13 protein-coding genes are annotated in these 12,400 nt (G+C 51.6%); all 13 read left to right on the top strand.

Annotated features, from left to right (window positions below):
- Positions 1 to 146: 146 nt before the first annotated feature.
- Complete coding sequence (locus R3177_RS08700) at positions 147 to 701, top strand: prepilin-type N-terminal cleavage/methylation domain-containing protein (RefSeq protein ID WP_318970644.1); 555 nt, start codon at positions 147 to 149, stop codon at positions 699 to 701.
- A gap of 28 nt (positions 702 to 729) precedes the next feature.
- Positions 730 to 1,188, top strand: coding sequence for a prepilin-type N-terminal cleavage/methylation domain-containing protein (locus R3177_RS08705; RefSeq protein ID WP_318970645.1), 459 nt, complete (start codon positions 730 to 732; stop codon positions 1,186 to 1,188).
- 15 nt (positions 1,189 to 1,203) lie between these two features.
- Positions 1,204 to 1,677 (top strand): type II secretion system protein, encoded by a 474-nt coding sequence (locus R3177_RS08710; protein ID WP_318970646.1) that lies wholly within the window; start codon positions 1,204 to 1,206, stop codon positions 1,675 to 1,677.
- A complete protein-coding gene (locus tag R3177_RS08715; protein ID WP_318970647.1) occupies positions 1,671 to 2,237 on the top strand; it encodes a prepilin-type N-terminal cleavage/methylation domain-containing protein in 567 nt (188 codons plus the stop codon). Before R3177_RS08710 ends, R3177_RS08715 begins: the two co-directional genes overlap by 7 nt.
- Positions 2,237 to 3,049, top strand: coding sequence for a type II secretion system protein (locus R3177_RS08720; protein ID WP_318970655.1), 813 nt, complete (start codon positions 2,237 to 2,239; stop codon positions 3,047 to 3,049). The genes R3177_RS08715 and R3177_RS08720 overlap by 1 nt, the downstream gene beginning before the upstream one ends.
- The gene (locus tag R3177_RS08725) at positions 3,039 to 3,455 is read left to right on the top strand and encodes a type II secretory pathway component (protein WP_318970648.1); all 417 of its coding nucleotides are present in this window, start codon (positions 3,039 to 3,041) and stop codon (positions 3,453 to 3,455) included. Before R3177_RS08720 ends, R3177_RS08725 begins: the two co-directional genes overlap by 11 nt.
- Positions 3,452 to 7,417, top strand: a complete 3,966-nt coding sequence (locus R3177_RS08730; protein WP_318970649.1) for a DUF6701 domain-containing protein — start codon at positions 3,452 to 3,454, stop codon at positions 7,415 to 7,417. The genes R3177_RS08725 and R3177_RS08730 overlap by 4 nt, the downstream gene beginning before the upstream one ends.
- Before the next feature lie 223 nt (positions 7,418 to 7,640).
- Entirely contained in the window at positions 7,641 to 8,684 is a 1,044-nt protein-coding gene (locus R3177_RS08735; RefSeq protein ID WP_019677307.1) for a rod shape-determining protein, read from the top strand.
- 48 nt (positions 8,685 to 8,732) lie between these two features.
- On the top strand, positions 8,733 to 9,590 hold the full coding sequence (gene mreC, locus R3177_RS08740) for a rod shape-determining protein MreC (protein WP_318970650.1): 858 nt from the start codon (positions 8,733 to 8,735) through the stop codon (positions 9,588 to 9,590).
- Positions 9,590 to 10,072 carry a rod shape-determining protein MreD gene (mreD, locus tag R3177_RS08745; RefSeq protein ID WP_318970651.1) on the top strand — a complete coding sequence of 161 codons (483 nt, stop codon included), beginning with the start codon at positions 9,590 to 9,592 and terminating at the stop codon, positions 10,070 to 10,072. The genes mreC and mreD overlap by 1 nt, the downstream gene beginning before the upstream one ends.
- A 33-nt stretch (positions 10,073 to 10,105) precedes the next feature.
- On the top strand, positions 10,106 to 10,678 hold the full coding sequence (locus R3177_RS08750; protein ID WP_318970652.1) for a Maf family protein: 573 nt from the start codon (positions 10,106 to 10,108) through the stop codon (positions 10,676 to 10,678).
- Positions 10,675 to 12,141, top strand: coding sequence for a ribonuclease G (gene rng, locus R3177_RS08755; RefSeq protein WP_318970653.1), 1,467 nt, complete (start codon positions 10,675 to 10,677; stop codon positions 12,139 to 12,141). Before R3177_RS08750 ends, rng begins: the two co-directional genes overlap by 4 nt.
- Positions 12,141 to 12,400, top strand: a 260-nt coding sequence (locus R3177_RS08760; protein ID WP_318970654.1) for a hypothetical protein, incomplete at its 3' end; no start/stop codon positions are given. The genes rng and R3177_RS08760, both read left to right, overlap by 1 nt.

Consider the following 12,400-nt stretch of genomic DNA (forward strand, 5'->3'; position numbering starts at 1 on the left):
ATGGTACTGTTACTGGCGCTGGGGATTTTCACCCCAATGTGGGATATGCTGAATGCCTACAAAGGTGGCCAGTAATTAACACTAATTAAGCTAATAATAATAAATAACGATATACTCAATTTTATAAATGGCTGGGAGCAAGCAAAATGAAAAGACAAAATGGCTTTACCTTAATCGAAATAGTAATAGTGATTATTATCCTTGGTCTGCTGGCCGCAACCGCGTTACCAAAATTTTTGGACCTTACCTCTGAAGCAGAAGATGTCGCTGTCGAAGGGATAGCCGGTGGCTACGCCTCTGCGGTAGGCCTGGTGCGGGCGCAATGGGAAGTCGCAGGCCGGCCAGCAGGCAACGGTGGCTCAGCTAATCAGACTTTTGTTAATTACGATTTGGTGCAAATAGGGGTTGATGGCACTATTGGTTATCCGTCCGGTGATCCGAATGCCGGCAGCACCCTGGCGACTGCTGTCGTCAACGAAGACTGCTTATATTTAATTAATAATCTGTTTCAGCAAAGATTAAGAGTGGCTACCACGTTTAATGCAGCGAATCAGCTTTATGTCCGGGTTGATGGTAATGTGTGTTTTTACCACCAAACCGCAGGTCTGGCTCAGGCACCAACAGATACCACTAACAATAATGGATTCACTTATAGCCCGGCGACCGGCCAGGTTGAGTTATTCTTAAATAAAGTTAATTAAGCATTTAAATCAATAAAGGTAGTATTACATGAAACGTAATCAGGCAGGTTTTACATTAATAGAATTAATTATCGTCATCGTTATTCTGGGTATTCTGGCAGTAACCGCTGCACCCAAGTTTCTCGACTTTGGTAGTGATGCCCGCAATTCAGTGTTGCAAGGGGTAAAAGGCTCACTGGAGTCAGCTGGCTCGCTGGTATACGGCAAAGCGATTATTGCCGGTGTGCAAGGTGCGGCGACTTCGTCGCTAACCGACCCTGTAATTAATATTGTATATGGTTATCCAGCTGCTACTGAGGCTTCTCTAAAGGCTGCAGCTGAGTTGACGGATTTTCAATTTAACACTCCTGCCTCGGCAGGAGATCCGATACGAATCGCCGCTGAGGCCGCTGGTTTGGTTGATGCTACGGCGTGCTACGTGCAATATGCCCAAGCAACTGGTCCTGCTGCCAAACCAGTTATTACTATTGTCAACACTGAATGCTAATCATAGTAAGTTAATATGATTAAAACGCAGCGTCACACTGGCTTTACTTTAATAGAGCTTATTGTGGTGCTGGTTATAATCGGGGTACTGGCGGTGAGCTTGGTGCCCCGTTTTTTTGACGGCAGCGGCACTAATGAATATTTATACCGCGACCAGGCATTCAGCCTGGTTCAGCGCCGGCAAATTCAGGCAATGCAGTGCACAAACTGCTTCCCGGTCGGGGTTCAGGTAGATAGCATCAGCATTAATCCGGCCGGCAGTCCGGGCTGTGAAAATACCGCAACCCGGCTTTGTATCAGTAACCGTGACCGCAGTTCAGTTCAGCTGAGCCCAACAGCCTTTACGGTAGATTTGTATTTTAATAACCTGGGCCAGCCTATCGGCAAAGGAGGGGCGCGTATCTGCCAGAATAGCTGTCAGATAAATGTGCAGGGCAGTGTCACCCTGAGTATTTGTATTGAATACGAAGGATATATTCACTTATGTTAAGCCATGGCCAGCGGGGAGTGAGTCTGATCGAGCTGATTGTTGGTATCGTGGTGCTGGCAATTGCTCTGAGTCTGGTGACAGCTGTACTGGGGCCCTTATATATTAAAAGTACCGATCCCTGGCATCAGGTGCGGGCCACTGAGCTTGGCCAGAGCATGCTAAATGACATTATGGCCCGCTCGTTTGACCAGCAAAGCCCGCGCAGCGGCAGTTTGCTGCGCTGCGGTGAACCTGGCGCACCCGCCTGCACTTTGCAGAACCCGGATGGCAGCTGGCCAGCCGATCCCGGTGAAAGCGCCGCCGATAACCGCCTGCGTTTTAATGATGTTGACGATTTTAACAACTTTACCGTCAATGGTTCGTTGCTTACCAATATTCTGGCAGAAGATCTGGCCGATGTTTATCGTAATTATCAACTGACCGTCAGGGTCAGTTACGCTAATGCCGGCGAAGTCAGCGGTATCAACCTGGCGGCTAATCAGGCCAAAGTGATTACGGTAACGGTGCGCACGCCTACCGGCAGTGAATTACAGTTCAGTGCATACAGGGGTAACTGGTGATGCCACGTTTTTTGCCGATAAATAATCAGGCCGGGTTTACCCTGATTGAGCTGACTATTGTTATCGTATTGTTGTCGGTGCTGGCACTCGGGGTAAGCAGCTATATTGGCCTGGGTGCCACTATGTACAGCGATGCCACAGAGCGTGAGCAGGTTCTGAGTCAGAGCCGCTTTGTGGCAGAGCGGTTACAGCGTGAATTACGTAATGCAGCGCCTAACAGTATCCGTAGCAGCGATGCTGCTTTACTGCGCTGTATTGAATTTGCCCCTATTGTTGCAAGTGGGGTGTACCTGCAGGCACCGGTTGCCCCGGCCAGCTCAAATGAATTGCGGTTAGCGATGCTCGACTGGCGGAACAGTTATCTGAACCTGCCGTTTACCATTTATCCGCGAGAGCCGGCCGATATCTATGGTGCAACGGGTAGCACCATCCCCCTTAACGGTGTTGAGCAGGATGACGGCGATGGTAACAGCGCCACCCGCATGGTGCAGCTGGCCAGCAGCCACAGCTTTCCGTTAGATTCACCGGAAAAGCGTTTTTATCTGCTGGCTGCCAGCCCAATCAGTTATTGTTTTAATGGCGTTGATGGCAGTATCCGCCGTTACAGCAATTATGGCTACAGTGCCGGCCAGCTATTGCCTCCGGCAGGCGACGCGGTATTGATGGCAAAAAATGTCCGGCAGGTGCGGTTTGCTGTAACCAACACGGTATTAACCCGCAACAGCGTGGTAAATTTACTGTTGCAGTTTGGTCAGAGTCCGGCCAGTGATATGTTTTTTAACTATGAGGTGCATATTCCAAATGTACCTTAAAGTACCCGTCAGTAAACTTAAACAACAAGGCAGCGCACTGGTGGTCGCGGTCTTTGTTATCGTTGTTATGCTGGCTTTGGTGCTGGCATTGTCACGGATATTATTAAGCAGCAGTGACAGTGTGGTCTATGAGGTGCAGGGCACCCGGGCCCTGTTTGCAGCGCAAAGTGGCCTGGAGCTGGCATTAACCGAGTTGTTTCCACGTAGTGGCACCGCTAACTGCATTAGCTGGACGTTTAACTTTACTGCAGCAGGCTTAACCGGCTGCGAAACGCAGGTGCAGTGCACAGCCGAAGCGGTGGCCAGCCCGCAGCTTAGCCAGTTATACCAGCTGCAAAGCACCGCCAGTTGTAATGCCAATGAATTTATCACCAGTCGCACTATCGAGCTGGAGGTACGGCAATGAGATGGTTACTGGCTAGCGTATTACTCTTGCTAAGCGCAAAAGCGCAGGCAATAAATTGTCAGGATATCTGGACTCAGGCTATTCGCAGTAATAGCCCTGTACCGGCAAGCATTGCGTTTCCGTCTAACCCTAATCCCAGTTTGCCGCAGCCACTGGAGCCAATCGACTATTATTACGCGACCAACGGCAACTATCTTATTGGCAATAATGCTGTTCGCACCACTACCGGTGCGACCAGCCGGGTGTTTGTTAATGGTAACCTGACTATTGATAATAATGTCGTTTTAAATTCCGGCGGCCCACCAGAGAACTTTATTTTAGTCGTCAGTGGCAATCTGGTATTAAATAACAATGTCGTGATCAATGGTTTTGTATTAGCCGGTGGGACGGTACAGTTATACAATAACGCCCGGATCAATGGTGGGCTGACCGCTAAGGGCGCCGTATCAAATTTCGGGGCTGCCGTTAGTTACCGGCCAGATGCTATACCGCTGCTTAACGCCGGTGTAGTCTGTGACAATGTGTTACCACCAGCGGTATTGCGGGCCCATTATCCGTTAGATCAGTGCACTGACGAAAGCAGCAGTGTACTGGCTGATTTAACAGGCAATTTCAGCGGGGCCGGTCGAAATCTGGCGCGGGCTGACGGGCTGGTGAACCAGGCCGCCCGCTTTGCAGGAAACAGCGACAGCCGTGCCGAATTACCGGCAGAACTGCTGAATGGTCAGAGCAACTTTTCGTTGTCTTTATGGTTTAACACCGATACGACTACCGGTTTGCGCGACCTGATTTCAGCTTCAAATGACTCAATAAATAACGTTTTTGAGCTTTACCTGACACCGGATAACACAATCCGCGCGGCAATTCAGGGTAATTATTATAGTTTCGCCAGCTCGCCGCCGGTGCTGCAGGCTAACACCTGGTATCATCTGGCTTTTACCCGCCGTGGCGGCACTATTTGTCTGTATCTGAATGCCAGCCTGGTTGGCTGTGCCAGTGCCGCAGGAGGGGAGCTTAATGTCAGTCGTCTGGCACTGGGTGTCTGGTGGCAGGCTGCTAACAGTTTCACTGATTTTTTCAGCGGCAAGATGGATGAAGTGTTGCTGTATCAGAACGTGCTGACTGCGGATGAAATCAGTACCCTGTATTCATTTCAGCAAACCGGCCGCAATTATGATGGTAATAATCGTGCTGATGCCTGCTTAATCTGTCTTGCTGATGACTTTAATGCCGGCTCGCTAAGTGATACCTGGGTTACTGCCCGCAGCAATGGCAGCTTTACGCCTCAGATAGTTAATGGCCGGCTGCGGCTGACTCAGGCTGTAACCAATCAGGCAACATCGGCAACTTACCAGAGGTTGTATCCGGCTGCTGATAATCTGGTGATCATTGAGTTTGACTATTGGGCTTATGGCGGCAGCGGAGCCGATGGCCTGGCCGTGGTGTTGTCTGATGCGAACGTAACACCCCAGCCGGGCAGTTTTGGTGGTCCGCTCGGTTATGGCTATAAACCGGGGATCCCCGGCTTTGCCGGTGGCTGGCTCGGGTTTGGTCTGGATGAATTCGGTAATTTTTCCAACGAAGGCGGGGCTGCCAGTAAAGGACGCCGGCCACAAAGTGTCGTGGTTCGCGGATCCGGTGACGGTACCAGTGGCTATCGTTATCTGCGGGGGACCTGCAATGATGGCGCAACTAACCCGGCCGGGGGCTGCCTTAATCCGCGGGTTGACGGTAATGCAGCCAGTCCGCATCGTTATCGCTTTACGATTGATTCCAGATCGCCCGGCACAACAATGGTCTCGGTTGAGCGCAACCATGGCACAGGGTTTATAACATTAATTCAGCCATTTAACGCGCAAAGCCAGCCGGGACAAGCTGCCACCCCACAAAATTTCTTGCTGTCCCTGACCGGTTCCACCGGCGGTTCAACCAATATCCATGAATTAGATAATATCAGTATTTGTGCCTTGCGCTCATCGCCGGTAGGCCAGCAGATCGATCACTTTGAATTTGATTACAGTGGTCAGGCGTTAACCTGTAAACCGGAAACCTTTACCATACGGGCTTGTGCTAACGCCAGCTGTAACCAGCTGGTTACCGGGCCGGTCAGTGCTACGTTAAGCCCTGCCAGCATAACCAATGGCGGCTGGGTGGGGGGCAATACCGTTAATTTCAGCGGCGGTACCACCACGGTTGACCTGAGGCGTAATGTCGCCGGCAGCACGTTAATTGGCGTCAGTGGCTCAGTACCTAACACCCGGCCGCTTAGTCAGACACTATGCCGTGCCGGCACGGGCCCGCTCAGTACGGCGGCCTGTAACGTCAGCTTCGCCAGTGCCGGGCTGGTATTTAATGTGCCGGACGGTATCGCTAACCAGCCTGCCAGTGCTATCAGAGTAGCCGCGGTCAGGCAAAGTGATGTTACTCAGCAATGTGTGCCGCAATTTGCCAATGTCAGCCGCAATGTCAGTTTCTGGAGCAGTTATCTTGATCCCGGACCCGCAGGCCGGCCGGTCTCGTTACCAGTGCAGGTAAACGGCAATAATATCAGTCTGACCGAAGCGGGCAGTACGCCGGCCGTGCTTAATTTTGATAGTAATGGCGAGGCGCTGATCAGCGTGAATTATGCTGATGCCGGCCGGGTCCAGCTGAATGCCCGTTACAGTGGCAGTGCCGCGACAAATGATAATGGCCTGGTAATGAATGGGGCAGACGCTTTTATTCGTCGGCCGGCGGGAATGTGCATCCGTAATGATGGCCAGTGTCCGGCAGCCGATGCCAGCTGTCCGGTATTTAAGCGGGCAGGCGAGACATTTGGGCTGACCATCAGTGCCCATGCCTGGCAAAGCGGCAGTACCGATATCTGTGCTAACCCGGTGACCCCGAATTTTCAGCAGAGTAATATCGGTCTGAGCCACACTCTGGTGGCGCCGGCCGGCGTGCCCGGCACCGCTGGCCTTTTAAATTATTCACATCAGCGGGCCGTAAATGGCCAGACTAGCATTCAGCAAAGTGTTTCAGAAGTGGGGGTGTTCCGGTTTAGCACCGCACCGGTTAATTATTTAACCATGACTGATCCGGTGCCTGCTGCGACAGGCGAGCCAACCGGTCGTTTTGTACCAGCAGATTTTGCGCTCAGTGATATCAGCAGCAGCGCGGCCTGCGGTAATTTCAGTTATATGCAGCAACCTTTTGCCCTGGGATTTACCCTGACAGCCCGCAATACACTGGGCCAGCGAACCCTTAATTACTATGGCAGTTTTGCCAATAGCAGCCTGTTACTGCAGGCAGAAAACGCTGATAACGGCGTTGATCTGACCAGCCGGCTCAGCAGCAGCGGTTTTGGTAACTGGAACGAGGGCCTGCAAACTTTCAGCACTACTGAGCTGCGGCTGAACCGGCAGCCGACGGGTGCCCCGGATGGTCCCTTTACCAGCCTGGCCGTTGCGCTGAACGTGCTTGACAGTGATGGCAGCCAGGTTGCTAATCCGGACACCAATGTCGCTAATATTAACTGTATCGCCAATAGTAGCTGTAATGCTGCCGCCCTGCTGCAAACCGACATCCGTTATGGTCAGATGCAGATGGCTAATAGCTTTGGCCCTGAATTTGACGACCTGCCGGTAAATTTAACGGCCCGGTACTGGGATGGCAGCGGTTTTATCCTGAACAGTGCGGATAGTTGCAGTAGTATCAGTGCAGCCGACCTGAGTTTAGCACCGGGTCTGACCACGGCTGTTGCCAACGCCACGAGCCTTAGCAGCGGGTCATCGCCACCGGCAGGCCTGGTGCTGCGGGCGCCTGACGTACCGGCTATCATCAGTGGCACTTATCAGGTTCCGCTCTGGTTGCAGTACGACTGGGATAACGATGGCAGCTATACGGACTCACCGGTGGCTGAGTTTATCTTTGGTCGCTATCGTGGTAATCCCCGGCAAATATACTGGCAAGAGCGCTTTTAGCCCGGAATTTTGGCGGCGTTACTGAGTAAGCACCTGCTTCGCCGCCAGATAGGGCAATCTGGCTGATTAATTTCTGAAAAATGTCATAAAAGGCTATTTTCTTGGCATAGACTTACTTAGAATAGCCAGAGTAACTGATTTTAACTCCGGTGTTATTAAGGTAGCCAGCCCGCCAATGGTGCTGCTGCTTGCGGAGTACTTGTTAAAAGGATCTGGCGTCTACATGTTTAATAAATTGCGTGGCCTCTTTTCAAACGATTTATCTATCGATTTAGGTACAGCCAATACTCTTATTTACGTAAAAGATCAGGGCATAGTACTAAATGAGCCCTCTGTCGTTGCTATCCGGCAGGAGCGGGCAGGTGGCCCGAAAAGTGTCGCAGCAGTAGGACACGCCGCCAAGCGAATGCTGGGCCGGACCCCGGGAAATATCAAGGCTATCCGACCGATGAAAGACGGTGTTATCGCCGATTTCTATGTAACTGAAAAAATGCTGCAGCACTTTATCCGCCAGGCACACAGTAATAGTTTTCTGCGGCCAAGTCCCAGAGTATTGGTGTGCGTGCCCTGCGGTTCTACCCAGGTTGAACGCCGGGCTATCCGTGAATCTGCCCAGGGAGCCGGTGCCCGCGAAGTTTATCTGATAGATGAACCGATGGCCGCGGCGATTGGAGCCGGTTTGCCGGTATCTGAAGCGACCGGATCCATGGTGGTAGACATTGGTGGTGGCACCACAGAAGTTGCCATTATTTCATTAAATGGCGTGGTATATTCGTCATCAGTCAGGATTGGTGGTGATAAGTTCGATGATGCCATTGTTAACTATATCCGCCGCAACTACGGTATTTTAATTGGTGAAGCAACCGCTGAACGGATTAAGACCGAAATTGGATCTGCTTATCCCAGTGATGATGTACTGGAAATTGAAGTACGTGGCCGTAATCTGGCCGAAGGTGTGCCCCGTAGCTTTACCATGACCAGTAACGAGATCCTCGAAGCGCTGCAGGAACCGCTGGCAGGGATTGTCAGTGCCGTCATGGTGGCGCTGGAACAGGCGCCGCCAGAACTGGCATCAGATATTTCTGAGCGTGGTATGGTGCTGACCGGTGGTGGTGCATTGCTGCGTGATCTGGACCGGCTGCTGATGGAAGAAACGGGTATTCCGGTTGTGGTCGCCGATGATCCGCTAACCTGTGTAGCCCGCGGCGGTGGCAAGGCGCTGGAAATGATAGATATGCATGGTGGTGATGTGTTCAGTTATGAGTAATAGCAGCCTTAACCCAGGTGACAGGGCGCCGACTAAAAACGTTATGTTATGAACACGATTTTCGGCCGGGGCCCGCTGTTAGGATTACGACTATTACTGGCGGTGCTTTGCAGCGTCGGCCTGATGGTGGTGGATCGCTACACCGAGAGTTCCACCCAGCTTCGTAGTTTTCTTACCTCCGCCGTCAGCCCGTTATTTTATGTTGCCAGTTTGCCGGAAACCTTAATCTCCGGTGCCAGCGAGCAATTTATGTCACATCAGCGGCTGCTGGATGAAAATGCCCGGCTAAAAGAAACCCTGTTGCGCCAGAATGGTCAGCTGCAATTGCTCGGCTACCTGCAGCAGGAAAACACCAAATTACGTGCCCTGCTGGGGTCAGCCCCATTAAACGATGGTCAACGGCTGGTCGCTGAAGTGCTGGCCGTTTACAGCCATCCGTTCAGCCATCAGGTGGTGCTTAACAAAGGCAAAAATGATGGGGTGTCAGTCCATCAGCCGTTAATTGATGAAAGTGGTGTGGTTGGCCAGATTGTCAGTGTAGGCCCAACCAGTAGCCGGGCTATCCTGATTTCTGATAATACCCATGCTATTTCGGTGCGGGCTGAACGGACTGGTATTCGAACCGTTGCTGAGGGGCTTGGTCAATGGGACTTGCTTCGGGTGATCCACCTGCCGCAAAGCGCAGACATCCGGGTGGGTGACCGCTTACTGACCTCAGGTTTAGACGGACTGTTCCCTGAAGGATATCCGGTAGCGGAAGTGAGCCGGGTTCAGCAAGATGAAAGTCAGCCTTTTATGACCGTTTATGCTACACCCTATGCCCAGCTGGACCGGATCCGGCATGTTCTGTTGCTGTGGCCAGGCACCCGGTTAGACGACGTACTGGATGCTGAGGAGCCAAAATAATGCGCAGAAATAGGGGTTTAGGTTTTATTTATCTGTCATTGCTGATTGCGCTGCTGCTCACTGTGATGCCGATGCCGCAACAGGTAAAGTTATTCCGGCCAGACTGGGCGTTACTGGTGGTGTTGTACTGGACTATGGCATTGCCGGCACGCGTCAATATTCTTACCGCTTTTGTGCTGGGCTTTTTAACCGATGTGCTGGTAGGTACTGTGCTTGGGGTAAACGCTCTGGCATTTTCAGTTGTGACATTTATTGTTGCTGTTAACCATTTAAAGATCCGGAACTTTTCGGTGATCCAGCAAGCCCTACTGATAGGCCTGTTCTTAGCGTTGTATCATTTACTGTTGTTCTGGCTCAGCCATTTTTTAACCGGAGTTTATTTTTTGCCCGCCTATTTATGGCCGGTATTAACAGGTATGTTAGTCTGGCCCTGGGTATTCTGGTTGTTAAGGCGTTACCGGCGGCAGTTTAAGATCCAATAACTGACGTAAGCATACGACAAAGATCCTGAAATCATGTATCCAGAAATTGCACTAGCATCTGCTTCTCCAAGGCGTCGTGAATTACTGCAACAGATTGCCGTACCCTTTTCATTGGTGCAGGTAGATGTTGACGAAAGTCTTAAAAGCGATGAAAGTCCCGGGGCATATGTTACCCGGCTGGCCCGCGCCAAGGCGCAGGCGGGCGCTGACAAACTCCATTTTGCCGTACCCGTGCTGGGTGCCGATACCATCGTGGTGGTCGGGCAGCATATTTTAGGCAAACCGGTCGACGAGGCCGACTTCAACCGGATGATGCAACTGTTATCCGGGCGCTGTCATCAGGTGCTGACCGCAGTGGCCCTGATAGGTCGCCACAGCAGTGACATTTGCTGTGTCACGACAGAGGTCTGTTTTCGCAAGCTCAGCGATGCCGATATTGCCGCTTACTGGCAATCCGGCGAACCTCGCGATAAAGCCGGCGGTTACGGTATCCAGGGCCAGGGCGGTCGTTTTGTCAGCCATATCAGTGGCAGCTACAGTGCCGTGGTCGGACTGCCCCTGTGCGAAACTGATCTTTTATTACGTAACTGGCAGGAGCAGGCATGAGTGCAGAACTACTGTTAAACGTTACGCCGACAGAAACCCGGGTTGCCCTGATTGAAAATGGGGTCCTGCAGGAATTACACATCGAACGTCAGGCTAAGCTGGGGCTGGTGGGTAATATTTATGTGGGTAAAGTCAGCCGGGTATTACCGGGTATGCAGGCGGCTTTTGTTGATATTGGGCTGGATAAAGCGGCATTTTTGCATGCCTCTGATATTGTTCAGCATAATGAAAGCAATGAGCAGGAGCCCAAACCTGCGGTCAGTAAAGATATCCGGGTATTGGTCCGCGAGGGCCAGCACCTGCTGGTGCAGGTGGTAAAAGATCCATTAGGGACCAAAGGCGCACGCTTAACAACCGATATCACCCTGCCATCCCGTTATCTGGTTTTTATGCCCGACTCTAATCATGTCGGGGTCTCCCAGCGGCTGGAAACAGAAGCTGAGCGTAAGCGTTTAAAAGATATTGTCAGTGACTGTCTGGATGATAACGGCGGTTTTATCGTCCGCACTGCGGCCGAAGGCGCGGGCGCGGAAGAACTGGTCCAGGACGCTAAATTCTTAAAAAAACTCTGGAGCAAAATCGTTAAGCGTAAGCAGAAAACCCGCAAGGAAGGCGTTGTCTACGAAGATTTAACCCTGTGCTACCGGATTTTACGGGATTTTGTCGGCAGTGAACTGGAGCGGGTGCGGATAGATTCTAAAATTACCTATCAGCAGCTCACCGCGTTTTGTGAAGAATTTATGCCGCATATTTCACCTTTACTGGAATATTATCCCGGTGAGCGGCCGATATTCGATATGTTTGATGTTGAGAATGAAATTCAGCGGGCGCTGGAGCGCAAGGTACCGTTGAAAAGTGGTGGCTACCTGATCATTGACCAGACTGAGGCGATGACGACCATCGATGTAAATACCGGTGCCTTTGTCGGCCATCGTAATCTCGAAGAAACGATTTTTAACACCAATACCGAAGCAACCCAGGCCATTGCCCGCCAGCTGCGCTTACGCAATCTTGGCGGCATTATCATTATCGATTTTATCGATATGCAAAGTACCGAGCATCAGCGCCGGGTCTATCATAGCCTGGAGTTAGCCCTGTCACGTGATCGGGCAAAAACCAATATCCATGGTTTTTCGGCGCTCGGGCTGGTAGAGATGACCCGCAAACGCACCCGGGAAAGTCTGGAACATATCCTGTGTTCTGAATGTCCGGTATGTAAGGGCCGCGGCACGCTGAAAACGGTTGAAACCGTCTGTTTTGAAATTTTGCGGGAAATCGTCCGGGTAAACCGCGCTTATGCCGCTGATAAATTTGCGGTATACGTGTCGCCTGTGGTTAAAGATGCGCTGACCACCGACGAGTTTCACAGCCTGGCCGAGTTACAGGTATTTATTGGCAAGCAAATTATTATTTACGGTGAGCCAATGTACACGCAGGAGCAATTTGATGTGGTGATGATGTAGTGCGGCAAGCAACCCGGGTCTGCTTTTATTGTTTACATAAACTCTGGCTGTTACTGGCCATTGGCCTGGTGCTGCTTGCTACTCTGGTGTCAGTTCTTCGTCTGGCACTGCCTTATGCTGACAGTTATAAGGGGCAGCTGGAACAGCTGATCGCCAGTCAGTTAGGCACTGAGGTGCATATCGCCCAAATCAGTGCCGGCTGGCAGAAATCGGGGCCGGCCATGGTACTCAGTCAGTTGCAACTGGGTGGGCCAACGCA

The sequence above is a fragment of the Arsukibacterium sp. genome (assembly GCF_033722355.1).
Classification (GTDB): domain Bacteria; phylum Pseudomonadota; class Gammaproteobacteria; order Enterobacterales; family Alteromonadaceae; genus Alishewanella.